The sequence below is a fragment of the Pseudomonas mediterranea CFBP 5447 genome, assembly GCF_000774145.1.
Lineage (GTDB): Bacteria > Pseudomonadota > Gammaproteobacteria > Pseudomonadales > Pseudomonadaceae > Aquipseudomonas > Aquipseudomonas mediterranea.
Genome location: NZ_KN322983.1, coordinates 923,737 through 945,323 on the forward strand (window position 1 = coordinate 923,737; position 21,587 = coordinate 945,323).

At 62.9% G+C, this 21,587-nt stretch carries 9 protein-coding genes; 3 read left to right on the forward strand and 6 right to left on the reverse strand.

The window, feature by feature from the left end:
• Nucleotides 1–355: 355 nt before the first annotated feature.
• Complete coding sequence (locus N005_RS09675) at nt 356–5,965, reverse strand: putative Ig domain-containing protein (RefSeq protein WP_047700979.1); 5,610 nt, start codon at nt 5,963–5,965, stop codon at nt 356–358.
• A 385-nt stretch (nt 5,966–6,350) separates the two neighbouring features.
• On the opposite strand from N005_RS09675, the gene N005_RS09680 reads away from it, so the two are divergent.
• From N005_RS09680 to hemN, 3 genes are all read left to right on the forward strand, one after another.
• Nucleotides 6,351–6,794, forward strand: coding sequence for a CopD family copper resistance protein (locus tag N005_RS09680; RefSeq protein WP_047700980.1), 444 nt, complete (start codon nt 6,351–6,353; stop codon nt 6,792–6,794).
• Nucleotides 6,795–6,889: 95 nt separating this feature from the next.
• The gene (locus N005_RS09685; protein ID WP_144402652.1) at nt 6,890–8,212 is read left to right on the forward strand and encodes an oxygen-independent coproporphyrinogen III oxidase; all 1,323 of its coding nucleotides are present in this window, start codon (nt 6,890–6,892) and stop codon (nt 8,210–8,212) included.
• Nucleotides 8,209–9,597, forward strand: a complete 1,389-nt coding sequence (gene hemN, locus N005_RS09690; RefSeq protein WP_047700981.1) for an oxygen-independent coproporphyrinogen III oxidase — start codon at nt 8,209–8,211, stop codon at nt 9,595–9,597. The genes N005_RS09685 and hemN overlap by 4 nt, the downstream gene beginning before the upstream one ends.
• A 205-nt stretch (nt 9,598–9,802) precedes the next feature.
• Here the strand turns inward: hemN and N005_RS09695 are convergent, their stop codons facing one another.
• From N005_RS09695 to N005_RS09715, 5 genes are all read right to left on the reverse strand, one after another.
• On the reverse strand, nt 9,803–10,009 hold the full coding sequence (locus N005_RS09695) for a YodC family protein (RefSeq protein ID WP_047701039.1): 207 nt from the start codon (nt 10,007–10,009) through the stop codon (nt 9,803–9,805).
• A 6-nt stretch (nt 10,010–10,015) separates the two neighbouring features.
• Complete coding sequence (adeC, locus tag N005_RS09700) at nt 10,016–11,440, reverse strand: AdeC/AdeK/OprM family multidrug efflux complex outer membrane factor (protein ID WP_047700982.1); 1,425 nt, start codon at nt 11,438–11,440, stop codon at nt 10,016–10,018.
• Nucleotides 11,441–11,524: 84 nt separating this feature from the next.
• Nucleotides 11,525–12,352 carry a helix-turn-helix transcriptional regulator gene (locus N005_RS09705; RefSeq protein ID WP_047701040.1) on the reverse strand — a complete coding sequence of 276 codons (828 nt, stop codon included), beginning with the start codon at nt 12,350–12,352 and terminating at the stop codon, nt 11,525–11,527.
• 494 nt (nt 12,353–12,846) lie between these two features.
• A complete protein-coding gene (locus tag N005_RS09710) occupies nt 12,847–14,034 on the reverse strand; it encodes an FAD-dependent monooxygenase (RefSeq protein WP_047700983.1) in 1,188 nt (395 codons plus the stop codon).
• A gap of 227 nt (nt 14,035–14,261) precedes the next feature.
• Entirely contained in the window at nt 14,262–21,527 is a 7,266-nt protein-coding gene (locus tag N005_RS09715; RefSeq protein WP_047700984.1) for an amino acid adenylation domain-containing protein, read from the reverse strand.
• Between the last annotated feature and the right edge of the window lie 60 nt (nt 21,528–21,587).

Sequence of the window (21,587 nt, forward strand, 5' to 3'; positions counted from 1 at the left end):
GCACACGCCACTGATCCCTGTGGGAGCGGGCTTGCCCGCGAAGGCGGCGGCACATTCAGCCTTGGTGCCAACTGACCCACCGCTATCGCGAGCAGGCTCGCTCCCACAGTGGCTCCTGGGTGGATGCAGGACTNATCCCCTGTGGGAGCGAGCCTGCTCGCGATGGCGGTGGAATATTCAGCATCAGTGCGAGCTGACCCACAGCTATCGCGAGCAAGCTCGCTCCCACAATGGTTCCTGGGTGAATGCAGGACTTGCACACGCCACTGATCCCCTGTGGGAGCGAGCCTGCTCGCGATCGCGACGGTGAATGTGTCGTCGCCATCGCGGTCAGAGCCCAGCCCTCACATAACGTTCACGCCGTGAAATCGCTGGCATGCAGCTCCTTGACGCCGACCAGTTCGAACTCGAACTCGGCGGTAGCGTCGGCGTCGACGCTGCCGTAGAGAATGCCGTCGGCAAAGCGCAGCTGGCCGGTGGCGTTGGTGGCATCGAAGGCGTTGCTGCCAATGAAGGTGAAGGCATCGATATTGGCGGTCAACGGGTTGGCGTCCAGCCCGGTGAGATCCAGGTGGTCCAGTTCAGCGCTCTTGAAGCCGTTGATCACATCGCGCAACGTCCCGGTGCCCATGTCCGCCAGCGCTCCGAACACGTAGGTGTCCGCGCCGGTCCCCCCGGTGAGGTTGTCGGTCCCGGCACCGCCGATCAAGCGGTCATCCCCCGAGCCACCCACCAGCGTATCGTTGCCGGCGCCGCCATCCAGGATGTTCCCGCCGCTGTTGCCGGTCAGCGTGTCGGCGTAGGCACTGCCGGTCAGGTTCTCGAAGTTCTTCAACGTATCGAGGCCCGAGCCTATGGTGTTCTGTTGCGCCGACGTCGAGAGCGTCACGGTCACCCCCGCCAGCGCCTGCGCGAAGGACACCGTGTCGTTGCCTTCACGCCCGTCCAGCACGTTGTTTCCGGCCCCGGCGAACAACGTGTTGTCCAGCGTATTGCCCGTGCCGTTGGCCGCGTCTGGCGTATCGATATACAGGTTCTCGACGTTGCTGGCGAGGGTGTAGCTCGCCAGGCGGCTGTGCACGCTGTCGATGCCTCCGGTCAGCGGATTACTGTTGGTTTCGATCACCGTGTCGCCGGTATTGTCGACATAGTAAGTGTCGTTGCCATCGCCACCGCTCATGCTGTCGTTGCCGGCGGCTCCGTCGAGCACGTTGTTGGCGATATTGCCGGTGATGAAATTGCGTCGTTCATTGCCGGTGCCATCGATGTCCGAGACGCCGGTGAGCACCAGGTTCTCGAGATTGGCCCCCAGTGTCCAACTCACCGAGGCCTTTACCGTATCGATCTGCGAGGTCGAGGTGTTGGTTTCCACCACACTGTCGAAGGCGTTATCGACCACGTAGATGTCATTGCCGTCGCCACCGGTCAGGGAGTCCGCCCCCAGGTCGCCATCCAGGGTGTCGTTGCCCGAGCTGCCCACCAGGGTATCCGCCTGGTCGGTACCTGAGATCATCCCGCCCTGGTTGGCGTGGTCGAAGATGTCCTGCACGCTGTTGTTGTCGTTGGGATCGCCATGGAAGCCCAGGTCATCGGCGATGTAGTCAGCCAGTCGCTGGCCGACGATTTCCGCCGATTCCTCGTGCAGATGCCAGACGTCGTCCGGGTACACCAGCGGATCGACTTCGTAGCGCAACGGCAGGTCGGTGTAGTCCACCGCCAGCTTGACGTCGGCGCGCTCGGCCGCCATGGCTTCCTGGGTGGCGCGGACATAGCCGACCCCTTCGACAATCGCGGCGATCTTTTCCTCGGAATAGCCACGGGCTCGCGCCGCGTCCTGCTCGTAGTGACCGGTTTCCATCAGGTACACGTCGAAATTGCCGAGCTGCGCATGCAGGTAGTCGAATACCTTCAGTGTCGCGGCCTTGTAGGCAGCGGCCGCGGCCTGCTTGTCGGTGGCGCGGGCGATCTCCTGGGCGCCTTCCTCGCCCTGGCCCCAGATGATGCCCATGGTGACGTTATCGATGGCCTTGAGTTCGCTGAGTTGGTCCTTGAGCAATGTCACGGCGCGCAACAGCGCGGGCCCGGGCTGGTTGGTGTCGGTCAGCCACCAGCACAGCTTCAGCTCTTCGGGGCCCAGCGTCGACAGGCCGTTGACGGTGCTGCCGCCCACCGCGATGTCGATGCCATTGCCGTCGGCGTCGGTGAACTGGCTGCGTACGTCATAGGTGGTGTAGCGGTCCAGGTCCTTGACCAGCATCGAGGTGCCGGATTGATCGTCATCCTCGGTCATGCGCAGCAGGCGTGCATTGGATTGGCCGAGGGTCGGCAGGTAGAGGATGTCTTGCTGGGCGCGCTCGCCGAACACGAAATCACTGGCGGTCAGAGTGTTGAGATAGTTGCCGTTGAGGGCGATCTCGAAGCGGTTGCCATCGGCATCGGCTTCGGCGGACTTGATGTAGGTCTTGTCGCCGGCCGAGTTCAGGGTCATGTACAGCGTGCCGTTGGTGCCGTCGCCAAGGCCGATGAAGCCCAGGCTGGACACGTCGATCTTGTCCACGCCCACGGTGAAGTCATAGACCGTGTCGGTGGCCGTGACGCCACCGGTGTCGTAGTCGCGGTAGCTGTCGAACACGTTGGTGTAGCGGAAGGTATCGGCGCCATCGCCGCCATACAGGGAGTCGCGTCCGGCGCCGCCGTCGACGATGTCCGCACCGGTGCCGGCCTTGATCGTGTCGTTACCGCCCAGGCCGAGGATCAGGTCCGCGCCGGCGGTACCGTTGAGGGTCTCGGCGCTGCTGGTTCCGGTGATGGTGTTGGCCGGGGCATCGGCCACTACCAGGGCGAAGTTGTCGCTGACCGAGGCACCGGAAGGATCGGTGGCCTTGACCAGCACGTCATAGCTACCGGACGCGGTGCTGGTCGGCGTGCCGCTGAAGGTCAGGCTGGTGGCATTGAACGTCAGCCACGCGGGCAGGGCCCTGCCGTCGGCGAGGGTCGCGGTGTAGGTCAACACGTCCTGGTTGGCGTCGGTGAAGCTGTCGTGGGCCACGGTGTAGCGGAACGGCGTGCTTTCGCTGGCGGTCTGGTCGAGGAGCGGAATGGCCACGACTGGCGCCACGTTGCCGGGGCTGTTCTGGTCGGCGAACACGAAGTGGCTGGCCGTCAGGCTGCTGACCAGGTTGCCCGCCAGCGACACTTCGAAGCGGTTGCCGTTGGCATCGACGGTCAGGTCCTTGAGGTAGGTGCGGTTGGACGTGGCACTGTAGGTCAGTTGCAGGGTGCCATTCAGTCCATTGCCCAGGCCGGTGTAGCCGAGCGCCGAGACATCGATCTTGTCGGCGGCCACGTCGAAGTCGAGGATCTGGTCACTGGCGCTGGTGGAACTGGTGCGGTAGCTGTCGAGCTTCGAGGTGTAGCGGAACACATCGGCACCCGTGCCGCCGGTGAGTTTGTCCACTCCGGTACCCCCGACCAGGATGTCGTTCCCGGCCCCGCCATTGAGCGTGTCGTTTCCGGCGCCACCGAACAATTGTTCGTTGGCCGCGGTGCCGGTCAGCGTGTCGTTGTTCGGCGTGCCGTTGATGACGACGGGGGTGGGCACGTCCTGCACGGCGAGGGTGAAACTGTCGCTGACGGTGGCGTTGCTGCCGTCCGTGGCGGTGACTTGTATGGCGTAGGTGCCCGAAGCGGTGTCGCTTGGCGTGCCGCTGAACGTGCGCGTGGCGGCATCGAACACCAGCCAGCTGGGCAGGGCGCTGCCGTCGGCCAGTTTGGCGGTGTAGCTGAGGCTGTCGTTGTCCGGATCGCTGAAACTGGTGGCCGGCACCACGTAGCTGAACGGTGTGTTTTCCGTCGCACTCTGGTCCAGCAGCGGCGTCGCCACCACTGGTGCATGGTTGGTCGGCGACGACGTCGCGAAGACGAAGTTGGCACTGGTCAGCGTGTTCAGGTAGTTGCCGTCCAGGGCCACTTCGAAGCGGTTGCCATTGGCGTCGGCGGTCAGGGACTTGATGTAGGTCTTGGTGCCGGCGCTATTGAGCACCAGGTACACGGTGTCGTTCTTGCCGTCCCCCAGGCCGGTGAAGCCCAGGGCCGACAGGTCGATCTTGTCGGAGGCGACGTTGAAGTCGGTGATCAGGTCGCCCAGGTTGACGCCGCCGGTATTGTAGTTGCGGTAGCTGTCCAGGCGGTTGGAGAACACGAAGGTGTCCGCCCCGGCACCGCCGGTGAGGGTGTCCATGCCGGCCCCGCCGTCGAGCTTGTCATCGCCGGCGCCGCCATTGAGGCTGTCGTTGCCCGCCAGGCCGAGCAGGGTATCGGCCGAGTCGCTGCCCGATAGCGAGTCATTGCCGCTGGTGCCGGTGATCACCCGGTTGAAGATGAAATTGTTTGCCGTCAGGGTGCTGGCGAGGTTGCCGGAGAGAATCAACTCGAAGCGATTGCCGCTGGCATCGGCGTCGAAGTCCTTGATGTAGGTGCGGTCGTTGCTGGCGCTGTAGCTGACCTGCAGGGTGCCGCCACGACCGTTGCCCAGGCCGGTAAAGCCCAGGCCGGCCAGGTCGATCTTGTCTTGGGTGACGTCGAAATCGGTGATGGTGTCGTCGAAGCTGGTGGTCGCGTTGCGGTAGCTGTCGGACTGGCTGGCGAAGCGGAACGTGTCGGCGCCCGTGCCGCCGGTGAGTTTGTCGACGCCCGCGCCGCCCACCAGGATGTCGCCACCGGCGGCGCCGTTGATGGTGTCGTTGCCGGCGCCGCCGTAGAAGATCTCGCTGGCGCTGGTGCCCAGCAGCGTGTCGTTGCCGGCCGTGCCTTGTACGGTGGTCATCGGTGCCGTGGCGCTGACGTAGCTGCCATCGCCATAGATCAGCGTGGCGCCCTTGCTGGTGTGGCTGATGGTGTTGGCGATGATCGCGTTGCGATCGGTGCCGTCCTCGTTGCGCTCGGCCACGCCATAGGTCGACAGGTCGCTGCCGCTGATGAGGTTGCCCTGGATCGTGTTATCGCTGCCGTTGAAGTACTTGCCGGAGACGCCCAGGGTGTCGTCGTAGGACTGGATGATGATCTCGGGGACCGCGCCGCCCAGGGAATTGTTGTTGAGGGTGTTGTCGAGGATCTCGACGTGGTTGCTGCCGTAGATGCGTACCCCGGCGCTGGCGTTGTCGTGGATGTCGACGCCGGTGACCGTCACTTCGCTGGACAGTTTGATCAGCACGCCTTCGGCGCCGTTGCCGTACACCTCGCCGCCGGTGATGGTGATGTTGCTGGGGGAGGGGATGTTCTCGCTGCCGCGCTGTACCACGATGCCGTTGCCGCCGTTGTCATAGGCGACGTTGTTGGTAAGGGTGAAGTCGTGGGTGCTGGTGACGACGTTGAAGCCGTGCCGGTCGTTGTCGTAGGCGACGTTGTTCTCGAAGGTGCTGTCGCTGAGGAAGTCGGCCACGAAGCCGTCCAGGCCATTGCCATGGGACACGCTGTTCTTGATGACCATGTTGACGGTCTGCTCGTGGGGGTCGAAGCCGTACCCGGAGCAGTCCTTGATCTCGACGCTGTCGATGGTGACGTTGGAGTCGTAGCCTTCTTCGCCGGGAATGTAACCGTTGAACCAACCGTCGATCTTGCCGGTGGTGTGGTCGCGGTTGCCGTCGATGGTGAGTTGGCTGATGCCGAAATCATGAGTCTCTTCGCCGTAGGCGGAACGGATGACGCCGGTGATCTTGGTATCGGAGCCGTCGGCCACCTTGACGGTGGTCTCGCCCATGCCGTCGCCATACAGGTGGACGTTGCTCTTGAGCATCAGGCAACCGTCGGAAGGTTCCTCGCCCCCCGAAACGATGTAGGTTCCGGCTGGCACATACACCTCGCCCCCACCTGCCGCTGCCGCCGCGTCAATCGCTGCCTGGATGGCCGCGGTGTCATCGGTAATACCGTCTCCTTTGGCGCCAAAATTTTGAACGTTGAAAATCATGAGCTTATCTCCGTATCGGGCTGGAACCACGGTAGATGCCAATATTCCATCGGCGACCACAGGGTTAAGACCTGACGGAGCGGGAAAGTTGTGACCGAATGTCGGGGAAGTGTCAAAAAGCTGAACTACCGGATCAGCGGTCGGGAACTTCGCTCGGAAAATTTACGTTTCATTGACGCCGCACCTGTGGGAGCGAGCCTCTGCTCGCGATAGCGGTGGATCTCAGCCGGTATCGATATTGAATGTGCCGCCGCCAATCGCGAGCAGGCTCGCTCCCACAGGGGGAGTTGTGGCTTGATGGGCAGTTCCTTGATTGGCATCAACCCGGGGATGCAGTCCACGGGGTAGCCTCGGGTAAACCATCGAGCGCAACCGGACGGCTCCCATGATGTATCCGCTGCTCCTGACCCTCCATCTCTTCGCCGCCCTGGTGTTCATCGGCACGGTGTTCTTCGAGGTGCTGTTCCTGGAGAGCATCCGCCGGCAACTGCCCGCCAAAGTCATGGTGCTGCTTGAGCAGGGCATCAGTCGGCGTGCCCGTCAGTTGATGCCCTGGGTGTTGCTGGCGCTGTTCGGTGCGGGTGGCGGGATGGTCTGGTTGCGCTATTGGCCGGTGTTGATGGCGCCGTGGCAATCGTCATTCGGTCTGTTGCTGGGGTTGAAGATCCTGCTGGCGGCCAGCGTGCTGGGGCATTTCCTCTGGGCCATGTGGCTGTTCAGGCGTGGGCGCATGAACCCCCGTTACGTCCAGGTCATCCACACCCGGGTGTTCCTGCATCTGGTAGCGATCGTGCTGTTGGCCAAGGGCATGTTCTACATCAGCTGGTAACAGTGGTGGCGTGGGTCCAAGGCGCTTGATACAGGTCAAGGTGGCGTGGCGGGTGAAGCCGGACAATATCCCCGCGCAGCCACTCGGAGATTGTCATGTTCGACCCGCTACATAAATTCCACGGAGGCGTCGGCTCCCTCGATCTGCTCCGGGGGTTGCGCCACAGTCGCCAGAAACGACGACCGCTCTCGTTGTCGATGCACCTGCCGTCGCGCCTGAGACACCCGTCGTGTTCCTCCCTTGCCAGCGTTTGCCAGTGCGCCGGGATCGATGTCTACCTGCAATCGCTGATGCACGAGATCGGCCTGGTCGGCTGTCACTTGGGAACGGGCCGGCGGGTCGATCAGTTCTGGCTGACCGGCGGCACACCGGTGATCGTCCATTTACAGCGACTGATGGACGAACTGCGCAAGCGCTTCGACTTTTCCGAGAGCGGCGACCAGGGCATCGAGCTGGACCTGCATCGCACCGACTGGTCGACCATGGGCCTGATCCGCGACCAGGGCTTTACCCACGCCAGCATCGGTGTCCCCGACATGGGCGGCGACCGCGACCTGTCGGTGGATAGCTACCAGAACCCGGCGCCGATTCATTCATTGATCGACGCGGCGCGGACCTTCGGCTTTCGCTCCATCAGCATCGACCTCGGTTATGGCCACGCCTGGCAGACGCCCCACAGCTTCGCACTGAAGCTGGCCACCTTGATTGAACTGGAACCGGACCGGCTACACGTCTTCGACTATGCCCGGGCGCCGTGTCGCTACCGTTCGACGGACGCCGCGCTGGCCGGCAGCTTTTGCAGTCAGGCGGACAAGGACGCCATGCGCCGGATCAGTTGCGAACAATTGATCGGCGCGGGGTATCACTACATTGGCCAGGGGCTGTTCGTTCGGGCCGACGATGACCTTGCGGTCGCCCAGGAACACGGTCGCTTGCACCATAACTGCCAGGGCTTCACCCGGCATGGTTGCTGTGATCATGTGGGGTTCGGGCTGGCGGCCATCACCCAGATCGACGATCTGTACGTGCAGAACACCGACGATCTGTTGCAGTACCGCCAGCAACTGGAGGCCGGGCAACTGCCGGTCTGTCACGGTTGGCGCTGTGAGGCTGGGGATCAGGTCGGGGCGACGGTGACTGAACAGCTGTCCTGTGACCTGGAACTGGACATTCGGGCCATCGAAGCCCGTTTCGGATTGGTTTTCCGTGAGCATTTCGCGTCGATCTGGCCGCAGTTGGAAGCCTTGGATAGCGATGGATTGATCGAACTGTCGAGCCGTTTCATCGGCATCCTGCCGGCCGGCCGGTTGAGCGTGGACGCGATCTGCAATCTGTTCGACCCATGCCCCGACGATGCAGTCGCCGTACCCTTCGAACCTACACCGACCAGGCTTTTTGAAAGGTTGAATCCATCATGAATTCCCCATCCGCGTTCAATCGGGCCCTGGTCGAGAAATACGACTGCCCGGGCCCACGCTATACGTCCTATCCCACGGCGCCGCAGTTTCACCAGGCGTTTGCCATGGACGAGTACCGCGAGGCCGCCCGGCGCAGCAACCAGGCGCTGGTGCCCAAGCCGCTGTCGGTGTACATCCATATCCCGTTCTGCCAAAGCCTGTGCTACTACTGCGCATGCAACAAGATCATCACCCGCAAGAGCCATCGCGCCGCCGAATACCTGACGTACCTCAAGCGGGAAATCGCCCTGCAGGCGAGCTTGTTCGATCGCACGCGCAAGCTGACCCAACTGCATCTGGGGGGCGGTACGCCGACCTATCTGACCCACGAGCAACTGGCCGAACTGATGGACTGCCTGCACCAGTCGTTCGACATGGATGACAGCGATGCCCATGAGTTTTCCATCGAGGTCGACCCGCGCACCATCGATGCCGAGCAGGTCAGGGGATTGCGGCAGTTGGGCTTCAACCGCCTGAGCTTCGGCATCCAGGATTTCGATGCCCAGGTGCAGGCCGCCGTCAACCGGGTACAAAGCGAAGCCCAGGTCGCGGCGTTGGTGGCGGCCGCCCGCGAGGTACGCTTCAAGTCGGTCAGCGTCGATCTGATCTACGGTCTGCCGTTGCAGACCCTCGCCAGTTTCGATGTCACCTTGGACAAGATCATCGCCCTGCGTCCCGACCGGATTGCGGCCTACAGCTACGCGCATCTGCCGCAGCGGGTGAGGGCGCAGCGGATGATCCGCCCTGAAGACATGCCGCCGCCGGAGCGCAAGCTGGAGTTGCTCGAACTGACCATCAATCGGTTGAGCGAGGCGGGTTATGTCTACATCGGCATGGACCACTTTGCGCTGCCGGACGATGAACTGGTGCGTGCCCGTGGCCAAGGTACCCTGCAACGCAATTTCCAGGGCTATTCCACCCACGCCGACTGCGACCTGATCGGCCTGGGCGTGTCCTCGATCGGCAAGGTCGGCGACAGCTATAACCAGAACGTCAAGGAGCTGTCCCAGTATTACGCCCGCCTGGACCAGGGCCTGCTGCCGGTACAGCGCGGCTATCGCCTGAGCGACGACGATCGCTTGCGGCGTGAGGTCATCAGCGAACTGATGTGCCATGGGCGGGTGGATGTCAGCCGGGTCGAGGCCAGTCATGGCATTTGCTTCAACGAATACTTCGCCGATGCGCTGGCCGGGCTCCAGGAGCAAGTGCGCGACGGATTACTGCAAATCCACTCCGACGCGCTGGTACTGCTGCCCCAGGGGCAACTGATGATGCGCAGCGTCGCCATGGCCTTCGACGCCTACCTGGAAGCAGCCCCGGCGGTCCAGTATTCGCGAACGGTTTGAGACAGTGATGAAACGCCACTGTGGGAGCGAGCCTGCTCGCGATAGCGGTGGGTCAGCCTGCATCGATGCTGAATGTGCCGCCGTCATCGCGAGCGGGCTCGCTCCCACATTGTCCGCGGCGCATCCGGTATTTGCGTCCGGCGCCAATCCCCTGTGGGAGCGAGCCTGCTCGCGATAGCGGTGGGTCAGTAACTGCCAAGCCAGGTCAGGTTCGTTCACCATCGGGTGCCGTGGACGCCGGGATCAGGTCGCGCACGGCATAGAACCCTTGCACCAGCCGATTCTTCGCCCGGTACTCGCAAAGCAGCAGCAAGGTATCGGGTAACTGGGCGATCGATGAGGCAGGCTTGACCACCATGGTCTTGCCTCCCGAGCGTAAACGGACAAGTGTTCCCGGTTCGAATGTGCCCATCTTCATTCACCTCACTGTGATCGTGTTTGTGCGTTCGACCCAACCCCCACCCAGCGCCTTGTACAGATTGACCTCGGCGAGCAGTTGCGACAGCCGGTCGACGATGAGGGTCTGCCGTGCGCTGAACAGCGAGCGTTGTGCATCGAGGTACGTCAGGCTGCTGTCGACGCCGATGCGATAGCGACGCTCCGCCAGCCGGTAGTAATCCTGGTTGGCCTGCACCAGATCGGACTGCGCGACCAGTTGTTCCTTGTAGGTCTTGCGCGCCGCCAGGCCATCGGAGACTTCCCGGAAGGCAGTCTGGATCGATTTCTCGTACTGTGAGACGCGGATATCCTTCTGGATTTTCGAATAGTTCAGGCTCGCCCGAAGGCTGCCGGCATTGAAAATCGGCAGGTTGATCTGGGGCTGGAACAGCCAGGTGCCCGACCCGCCCTTGAACAGTCCGGACAATTCGTTGCTCGAAGTGCCGGCGTTGGCGGTCAGGCTGATGCTCGGGAAGAAGGCGGCACGGGCCGCGCCGATATTGGCGTTGGCCGCTTGCAGCAAGTATTCGGCCTCGAGCACATCCGGGCGGCGTTGCAACAGGTCCGAAGGCAGGCCGGCCGGTACCTCGGTCAGCAGCTCGGAGGCCAGGGGGCGGGCGGGCAAGTCATCTGCGACCGAGGTGCCGACCAGCAAGGTGAGATTGTTGAAGTCCTGGGCCACCTGGCGCTGGAACTGGGCCAGGCGGGCCCTGGCGTCCTCCACCGAAGTGCGTGACTGACTCAGGGCCAGGGCCGAGGCGGTGCCCACCTGATTGCTTCGTTCCGTCAGGCGCAGGCTTTCTTCATAGGATTGCAGCGTGTCACGGGTCAGGGCCAGCAGCTCCTGGTCGGCACGCCAGGTCAGGTAGGCACTGGCGACACTGGCCACCAGGCTCAACTGAGTGCTGCGGCGGGCTTCTTCGCTGGACAGATAGATGAGGGATGCCTGGTCGCTGAGGCTGCGTATACGTCCGAACAAATCCAGCTCATAGGCGCTGATGCCCAGCGTGGTGGAATACGAGCTGCTGATCCCCGGCTTGCCGGTCCCCGTCAGGCTGCCTGGCAGCCGCTGGCGCGAGCCCGTGGCGTTGGCGCTGATCGCTGGGAAGAGGTCCGCGCGCTGGATCCGGTATTGCGCCTGGTAGGCCTCGACGTTCAGGGCCGCCACGCGCAAGTCGCGGTTATTGGCCAGTGCGCTTTCAATGAGTTGTTGCAGCGCCGGATCATGGAACAAGTCCCGCCAGCCCTGATCGGCCGCGGCGGGGCCCGACAGGGCCGGGGCGTAGGCGGACGTCTGGGGGTATTGCGCGGCGACGGGAGCATCGGGGCGCTGGTAATCCGGGATCAGCGAGCAACCGCCGAGCAGGAGTGTCGCGGCCGTCAAGGGGCTCAGGAGTTTACGCATCGACCTGTCTCATCGTGATGCCTGCCAGGCCCCGGTGGCACGGGCAGGGGTTCGGTTAGATCCGTGCTCGCCAGTGCCTGCGCATCAGGATCCGATCATCCATTTCGCCAGCCCATGCCGTCCGCTGACACCAAGCTTGGCGGCGGCGCGTTTGAGGTAGGTTTCGATGGAGCTGTTTTTGACCTGCAGCTTTTCCGCTATTTCCGGGACGGTACCGCCTGCCAGAAGCCCCAGGCAGACCTCTTTTTCCCGCACCGAAAGGGTCACGTCACACGGGCTCAATCGCTCATCGAAATCCCGTTGCAACTGTGTCTGGTCAGCGCTGTTCAGCGAATGCGACGAAGCGCTGCCCGGGTTCCTGATGGACGACTGCCGATTGAGGTGGGCATGGCGCTCCCCCAGCGGCAACAGTGTCTCGGAGAGGTATTTCAAAAAGGACAGTTCCTGCAGGGAAAAGTCGCGCTGTGCCTGGGGGCGATGCAACGAGATCACACAGCGGCGATTGCCCTTGCGCGAAATCAGGCTGCACTGATGTGAGGTTCCCAGGCAGTTGTTGTCCTTTTCATTCTTCATCCGTGCGCCCAGATGGATCAGCAGGGCGTCCTCCACTTCCAGCACCCGTTTCACCAGGGGATGGTCGTTGCGCTGTATCGCGGTGGTAGGGCAAACGGATTGCATTTGCGGGCTTTTCGGCTGGCCTGCATCCCCGAGCAACTGCACGTCGAGGACCGTCGCCTGGGCATCGTCAATTGTCCACTCACTCAGTTCGAGCCGACTGACAGGCACCGATGTTTCGATCAGTTGGTGCATGTTGGTCAAGAAACTCTCGTGTCCGACACTTGAAATCAGCTTTCCTAGCTCCGCGTAGATGTGCGTGTTTTGCGCACCTCCAAAAACCGCATGTCGATTCATATGCTTATCCTGCATATCGAAACTGCTCTGCATCTCAGTGACCGTCGACGGAGAAAAATCCGATCGCTTCCTAAAATGCTGAAGCCTTTTCTGGATTTAAGACCTGAGGATCAAAATCACCTGTGAATCCATTCACATGAAAAACGATTCAGCCGGTGGGACTATTAAGCATTCTCATGTAGGAAAAGTCTGTAAGGGAAAACAGGGACAGTTCGACGGTCCTGTTTTGGCTGACGATTCCCGGAGAAAACCTCTCTCCTTGCAAAATGCCTGGTCAGTACGGGCATCCGGCCTGACTGACTGATTTTTAAATTCCCACTTAAAACATAAGGTTACAGATGTATCTGGGTCGTTATCTGGCTCCTGTGCCTGGTTTTCGGCGCCCCGAAAGCCCTTTTTTCCTGGGGGAAACGTCCAGAATTAAAGTTCCAAATCTGTAGGACGCCTCCTATTTTTGAATTTTTTTTCATTTTTTGTCTATGCGTGAGTCGATTTCAGTCATTGACGTAGGTTGCAGCCGGTTGTAGGCCGGGTTTGAACGACAGGATGTCGAGGTTCTTCTTGCGCCAGCTGCTCTGTGGGGTCAGGCGGAAGTACCATTCCCGGGCCCAGCAGGCGAATGTCGACTCGGCCTGTTCGATACCGCTCATGAAGCGCGCGGCATCGACGATGCCGTTGGCCCGGGGGAGTCGAAACGCCTGGTACCGCGCCAGCGCACCGCCAAGGTCCGGCGTCTGCGCCAGGCAATCGGCAAGCACCACGGCATCCTCGATGGCCTGTGCCGCACCCTGGCCCAGGCTGGGCAGCATCGGGTGGGCGGCATCGCCCAACAGCACTACGTGGCCGTCACGACATTGTTTTACGGGATGACGGTCCCGGGCATGCATCTTCAACAGGGCGCTCTCGGGCGTGGCGTCGATGGCGGCAACCACTTCCGGTGCCCAGCCGGCATAGGCGCCGAGCACTTCCTGTTTACTGACGTTCAAGGCGTCATCCGCCGCATTGGCGCGGTTGCAGGTTCCCCACCAGTACGCGTGGCCGTCCCCTACGTCACACAAGCCGAACCGTTTGCCGCGGCCCCAGTAATGCGCCACGTAGCCCTCGGTCATCACCGGATGACGCAACGGCGTGACCGCCAGCCAAGCGATATAGCCCGAAGGGCGTGTCGGAGTCTCGCCGAGCATCTGCCGGCGGATGACCGAGTTCAGGCCATCGGCGCCGATCAGCAGGTCAGCCTCCTGGTTGCTGCCATCTTCGAACTGCACCGTCACGCCATCCGGGCGATGGCTGTAACCCACGCAGCGCAGCCCGGTGGTCAGGCTGTCCGGCGCGAGTTGCTGGGCCAGGGCGCGCAACAGCAACGGGCGCTGGATATTCACATTGGCGTGGCCCAGCTGTTCGCCGACCTCGTGGATTGGCATGCGGGTGATAGGCTCGCCGTTGTGCTTCTTGAAGAAAAAGTGCCGGATCGCCTGACCTGCCTGTTCCACCGGCACGTGGGCATCGATCGAATGCAGCGCCGCCATGGCATTGGCCATGATCGACAAACCGGTGCCACCGGTGCGCAGCGTCTGGGCCGCTTCGAAGACCTTGACCTGCCAGCCCGCTCGTTGCAGGGCGATGGCTGCGGTCAGTCCACCGATACCGGCGCCTGCCACGATGGCTTTCCTGGGTGTTGTCATGTTGGTTTCACCTGTTTCGTGGTGCTATTCACTTGAGATTTGTATGAATCATTGTGGCGAGGGGATTCATCCCCGCTGGGCTGCACAGCAGCCCCAATACAGTTGATTAAATCCAACTGACACACCGCTGTGACTGGTTTGGGGCTGCTACGCAGCCCAACGGGGCGGTGCGACGTTTCGCTGAATCCCCTCGCCACAGATTTAATTTCAGCTGGACCCTTGAGCAGCTAGGCCAGCGCCGCCTGGGCACCGGCATGTGCGGCCCGGGCCGCGTCCATTCGTGAGCGGATGATCTCGCCCACCCGCTCGATGTACGGCTCGCGCATCATGGTCAGGTGGTCGCCTTCCACGGCCACCCGCTGCACCTGGGGCGCAATCGTCCGCCAGCCGCGATACGGGTCGTGGAAGGCCGTGCCCACCAGCTCATGGGGCGCCTGCAACACGTCGGGCAGCTCGACATCCGCGGCGAACAGCGTGATCGGCAGGTCCAGCGGCGGGAAGCGGTAGTCCAGCAGCGATTGCCAGTTGGCATGGAACACCTGGAACAGTTGCGTCAAGGCAGTCAGGCTGATGTTGTTATCGAAAATGCCTTGCTCGATACCGTGCTGCTTGATCGCATCGAAGGCGTCCGCGTCGCTCATGCAGGAGAAGTCCAGGGCTTGGTAGTCGTATTCCTTCTGGCCGTCGCCGCTGAGCAACTCCCACATGAACCAGTTCATGAACTCGCTGCGTTCTATCCGGACCTCGCCCTGTTTGACGCGCACGATGGTGTCCAGCAGGAACACGTTGTGCAGGCGCCGGCCGCGTCGCCGCAATTCGCTCGCCAGCTCATAGGCGACGATGCCGCCATAGGACCAGCCGCCGATGTTCAGCGGGCCCTGGGGCGCGACCTGTTCGATGGCATCCGCGTAGCAGACGGCCTGGGCCTGCACCGATTGCAACGGCTCACGGGCATCCCAGGTTCCTGGCGCTTGCAGCGCATAGAGATGCACCTGGTCCTTGAGTGTCCGGGCGAGGGCGGCGTAACACAGCACATGCCCGCCGATGGGGTGGACCAGGAACAGCGTCGGCGCCCGGCTGGCATTCTTGAAGTCCACCAGCGCACCGGTGTCGGAAGACGCGGCTTCGGTCCGCTGCAGGACCTGGGCGAATTCGGCAATGGTCGGAGCCTGGATGAAATCGGACAATGACGGCTCCAGGCCCTGGTGCCGGGTCAGCATGGCAACCAGTTGCACGGCCTTGAGGGAGTTGCCGCCGAGCTCGAAGAAATTGTCGTGCACGCTGATGTCTTCCAGGCCCAGGGCTTCTTGCCAGTAGGCTTGCAGCAAGTCCTCCGTGGCGTTCCTGGGGCCGGTGAAGGGGCGCAGCAGGGTGGTTTGCACCTCGATCTTCTGCAGTTGCCGGCGGTCGATCTTGCCGGTGGGGCCAAGGGGTATCCGCTCGATGCCGACCAGGGTGTTCGGCACCATGTAGTCGGGCAACGCCAGGCGCATTTCGGCCTTGAGTCGATCCAGGTCCGGCTCGCGCCCCGGCATGGCCTGGACGAAGCCCACCAGGTAGCGACTGCCATCCGCTGCCGCCTTGTCGATGACTGCCACCTGCTGGATGTCGGCGCCGAACCGGCTGGAGCCGAGCATGGCCACTTCGATTTCTCCCAGTTCGACGCGATAGCCGCGGATCTTCACCTGCGCGTCGCTGCGGCCCTGGTAAACGAGATCGCCCGAAGGCAGGTAGAAGCCGATGTCGCCGGTTTCATAAAGACGCCGGGTCTTGCCTTCCAGCTGGCGATAGATGAAGCGCTCGTCCGTCAGGTCAGGCCGATTCCAGTAGCCGTTCGCAAGGCAGATGCCTTCGATGAACAGGTCTCCCGTGACCCCGACCGAGCAGGCATTGCCCTCGGCGTCCAGGACATGCATGCGGACCCCGTCGATGGCTGCGCCAATCGGCGGCATGCTCGGCCAGGACGCCGCGGCCCCCTCCAGTCTCAGGCGGGTGACCACGTGGGCTTCGGTCGGACCGTAGTGATTTTCCACTCGGCAACCGTCGAGGCCATCCAGCAGGTTGCGGATCTCGGCGGTGATCTTCAGCTGTTCGCCGGCCACGCTGATCTGGCGCAGCGAGACGGGGCGGATATCAAGTTGCTGGGCGACTTCCGCCAGCCCCTGGAAGGCGACGTAGGGCAGGAACAGCCGATTGATGTCCTGCGACTGGATGAATTTCAGCAGCCGGATGAAGTCGTAGCGCAGCCCTTCATCGATCATGGCCAGCTCTGCACCGCCGCACAGGGTGGAGAAAATCTCCTGGAACGAGACGTCGAACGAAATGGGCGAGTACTGCAGGGTCTTCAACGCTATGCCGGCGTCCTGCTGGCGGTTCTGCCAGAGCACCAGGTTGGTCAATGCCCGGTGCGGCATGGCCACGCCCTTGGGGCGTCCCGTCGAGCCCGAGGTATAGAGCAGGTAGGCGTTGTCTTCGCCGGCAATGCCTGCGGCAATAGTGGCGACCAGTTCGTGGCTGCGGGCCAGATCGTTGTCGAACCCGGCGGCCACGTCGTTCCAATGCCGTTTGACCGTCTGACCGGCCAGCGTGGCCGCCAGGGTGGCCGACGCATCGGCGAACAGCAGCAGGCTCGGTTGGGAGTCTTCGAGAATCAGCCGGATACGCTCTTGGGGGTAGCTCAGGTCAATCGGCACGTACGCCGCGCCGGCCTGCACCACGCCGAGCAGGGCGACGATCAGTTCGGGCGAGCGGGGCATCATGATCGCCACCCGGTCACCCTGGCCGATACCCTGCCGGTGCAGCCAGCTCACCAGTTGCGCAGAGCTGTCGCTCAGTTGGCGATAGGACAAGCGGGTCTGCTCGAAGCTTACGGCGGTCTGTTCGTCGTGACCCGCCAGGCTGTCCAGCAACAGGGTCGACAGGTTGTCATGGGGCATTGTCGTGACCGCCGTCGGCATGGCCTGGACGGGGGCGGGCAGCCAGGCCGGTATGCTCGGCGTGGAGCCGGGTCCGGCAATCATCAGTTCAAGGGTACGCAGCAGGTAATCGGCGTAGGCCTCGACCTGGCTGGTGGCGACCCGCGCCGTGCAGTAGTCCATCTTCAGCATCAGCGAACCGTTGGCGGGATGCCGCCCGATGGTGGTCAGCAGGTCGTAGTTGCTGGCTTCCGTGGTCTCCCATTCGGTGAGGATTTCCTCGTCCTGCGCGAGCATGTCCTTGAGCACGTAGAAGTCGACGTAGTTGAACACTACGTCCAGGGCGACGGAGGTTTCGCGATGGATCAGTGCGAATGGATAGCGCCGATGAGCGAACACCTGCTGCTCCTGGGCCATCAGCGCGCGGATCACGTCGAGCCAATTGCGGCCCTGGGTGTTGAAGCGGATGGGCAGGGTATTGAGGAACAGGCCCAGCACCGAGGCCGCATCTTCGAACTCCGGTCGCCCGTGGCTGATGACGCCACACAGCACTTCCGTCTGGTTGGAGAGGATGGCTTGGGCGAAACCGTGGGCCGCCAGCAGGACGGCACGCAGCGGCAGGTCGTGGACGCGGCAGAACGCTTCGAGCCGCGCCAGGTCGGCCGCGGGCAGCTCGCGCCAGGCCGAGCGGTGTGGCGCCGGATCGGGGGCAACCGCAGAGACCCAACTGGTCATGGAGGCGGCGGGGGCGTCGCGCAGGTATTCGCGCCAGAAGTGCCGGTGGACGTCGGACGCCATCGCGTCCTGCTCCAGGGCGGCAAAGTCGGCGGGTGTCGTTGTCAGTACGGGCAGTGCGTCGGTATCGGGTGCCGAGGTATAGAGCGTGATCAGGTCACGCATGAGGGTGGCGACACTCCAGCCATCGAGAATTGCATGGTGGAAACTCAACACCAGGTCGATTTCCCGGGCCGCGACAAACACACAGAACTGATACAGCGGCGCCCGTTGCCAGTCTTCGCGGTAGCGCTTGCGCTCCTCCACATAGGCGGCAATCGTCTGGGCCCGTGCTTCGGCGCTCAGCGATACGGCGTCGATGACCTGCACCGGCGGCTCGACGCTTGAATGAATCCGGGCCATGGGGGTTTCGGCGTGACCGATGTCGAACGACATGCGCAATGCCGGATGACGGCGGATCAACGCACGGCAGGCCCGATCCCAGGCAAGCGGATCCCAGCGCAGGCGCAGGCGGTAGCGGAAGATGTCGTGATAGATCGCCGAATCCGGATGCATCATCGAGTGGTAGATCATCCCGACCTGCAGTTGCGAGGCGGCAAAAACATCCTCGAATTCACCTTCGCTGGCCAGGCGGATCGCCTCCGGCACCTGGGCGAAGGGTGCGACATGGGCCGCGGGCAACAGATCCGCCGACGCGACGGCTTGCGCCTGCAGAGCCTGAGCCAATTCAGCGATGGTCGGGTTCTGATAGACCTGTGCCAGTGTCAGGGTGATCCCTTGTTCACGGGCCTTGATCTGCAAGTGAATGACTTTCAGGGAGTCGCCGCCGAGCATGAAGTAATTGTCGTGGACCCCGGGCACGGGGCGTTGCAGGTTGTCTGCCCAGAGTTCGGCCAGAGCCTGTTCCTGGGCGTTGCGCGGCGCGGTGGTGTCGGTGCTGCCGAAGGACTGCTCGGGTTCCGGCAAGGCCTTGCGGTCGAGCTTGCCGTTGGCGTTCAAGGGCAATTGTTCGAGCTGGATCAGGTGCCGGGGCACCATGTAGTCGGGCACGTGCTGGCGCAAGGTTGCACTCAGGGCCTGGGGTGACAGCACACAGCCGGGCTCGCCCACCAGGTAGGCGCTGAGGCAGGCATCGCCTTCGGTTTCCTGGCGCGCAATGACCACGACTTCCTTGACGCCTTCACAAGCCGCCAGGTGAGCCTCGATCTCACCGAGTTCGATACGCAGGCCACGGATCTTCACCTGGAAATCGTTGCGGCCCAGGTACTCGATGCTGCCATCGGGCAGCCAGCGGCCGAGGTCGCCGGTCTTGTACAGGCGCGCTTTCGGGTCAGCCTGGAACGGGTCGCGGATAAACCGCTCGGCGGTCAGTTGTTCACGGTTCAGGTAGCCCCGCGCGACCCCGATGCCGCCGATGTGAAGCTCGCCGGCGATGCCCGGCGGCAACAGTTGCAGGTTGGCGTCGAGGATGTACAGCTGGGTATTGGCGATCGGTTGGCCGATGGGGACGATGCCCGGGTGTACATCGGGCCGGCAATGCCAGGCCGTCACGTCGATGGCCGCCTCGGTGGGGCCATAGAGGTTGTGCAACTGCACCCCGGGCAGGCGCTCGAAAAAGCGCGTCTGCAACGTATGGGGCAAGGCTTCGCCACTGCACAGGACTTTTTTCAGGGCTGGCAATGGCTGCGCCGTGACCTGATCGAGGAACACCTGCAGCATCGAGGGCACGAAATGCAGCAGGGTGATGCCGGCGCTGGCCATGATCTCCAGCAGGTAGCGAGGGTCCTGGTGCCCACCGGGAGCGGCGACCACCAGTTGCGCGCCACTGAGCAGCGGCAGGAAAAATTCCCAGACGGACACGTCGAAACTGAACGGGGTTTTTTGCAGGACGCGGCTCTGTTCATCGACCTGATAGGCGTCGCGGGCCCAGAGCAACCGGTTCACCACCCCGTCATGCTGGTTCATGACGCCTTTGGGCAGGCCGGTGGAGCCGGAGGTGTAGATCACGTAGGCCAAGTGCTGGGGCGTCAGTCCCAGGGCGACGGGGTCCGGGTTGTGCTGAGGTTGCCGCGACAGTTGCTCGAGATCGGTGTCCAGGCACAGCACCGGCATGGTCACGGCGGGCAGGCTGCCGAGCAGCACGCGAGTGGTCAGCAGGGCGCTGGGGGCGCTGTCGCTCAGCATGTGGCTCAAGCGGTCGGCGGGATAGCCCGGGTCCAGGGGCACGTAGGCGCCGCCCGCTTTGAGAATGCCCAGCAGGCACACCACCATTTCCAGGCTGCGCTCCAGGCAGATGGCGACCCGCGCGTCAGGACCGATACCTGTTTCGAGCAGGGCATGGGCCACCTGGTTGGCCCGGCGGTTCAGTTCATCGTAGGTCAGCGTCCGGTCTTCGAAGCGTACCGCCGTGGCTTCGGGACGCGCGGCCACCTGGGCTTCGATCAGTTGATGAAGCATTACGTCCCTGGGGTAGTCGACCGGGGTGTGGTTCCATTCATGTGCCACCCGGTAGCGCTCGACAGGCGGCATGATGTCGAGGGCGTTGACCGGTACTTCGAAATCATCGACCACAGCGTGCAGCGCGGTCATGAAGCGCTGTTGCAGGGCCTCGATCTGCGTCGCGTCGAACCAGGCCTCGTTGTAGATGAAGTGCATCCACACGTCGTCGTCCGGCGCGGCTTCGCGAATGTGCATCGCCAGGGGCATCTGTTCGTAGCCATTGCTGAGCTTGACCGGCTGGGCGGGCGCGGATCCGTACCAGGTGTCCTGGTCTTGCTCGTAGGACACCACCAGGTCGAACAATTGCCGCCGACCCACGTTTTGCAGGCCCAGCTCACGGTTCAGTTCGCTCAGCGGATAGCGTTGATGGCGATAGTCCTGCTTGAGTGTCAGGGCGATCCGGCTCACCAACTCACTGAAACTCAATTCGGTGCCCAGGCTCAGGCGCACCGGGCTCATGCCGACGAACAGGCCGACGGTGGCCTTGTGTGTGGCGTTGGCGCGGTTGAGGACCGGCAGGCCGATCACGATTTCATCGCGTTGTGCCGTGCGCGCGAAATAGCTGTAGAGCAGCCCCAGCATGGCGTGGAAAACCGTCGCCTGTCCGCAGGCCTTGGCCCGTTCGCCGAGACGATTGTAGAGCGCCCGCGGCAAGCGCCAGGCGTGGTTCTGGCTGGGGGCCAGGCGTTGCTCGAATCGACCGGGGTGGCGGGGCGCCAGCAGAGGTTCGGGCACGCTGCGGTATTTGTCCAGCCAATACTGGCGCTGGCGCTGGAAGGCCGGTGACGCCTTGTCGTTCTTCTGCTGTTCGATGTACGCCTGGTAGGTCGGTGCCGGCAGCGGCGCTTGCGTCGGGTCCAGTGCGGCGGTGTAGGCCTGGCTGATGGCCCGGCCGATCATGGCGAAGGACCAGCCGTCGATGATCAGGTGGTGACAGTTGACGAAAAAGTAATGGAGGTCCTCGCGCACCTTGATCAGGTCCGTGCGAAACAGCAATCCGCCCTCAAAGGAGAACGGCGTTTGCAGGTTGACTTGCAACAGGGCCAGGGCGCTGGCCTGCGGATCGGCTTCTGCCGATACATCGTGCAAGGTCAGCGATGCGCTGGCCGATTCCAAAAAGCGTTGGCGCGGCAGGGGATGCTCCGCCGAGCCGGGCACCAGTTGAATGCGCAGGGCGTCGTGGCGGCTGATCACGTGGTCGATGGCCTGTTTCAACCTTGCGGCATCGACCGGGCCGTTGATGCAGGCATACCCGCCTATGTTGTACAGCGGGCTGTCGCCATGCAGCACTTGATCCAGCCAGATGTCCAGCTGCGGGGCGGTAAGCGGGTAGAGTACGTCCATGTTCGTCGTCCTTTTCAAAGCCAGACAGAAAAACGGCTGGCGTTCTTCTGTCGATGGCTG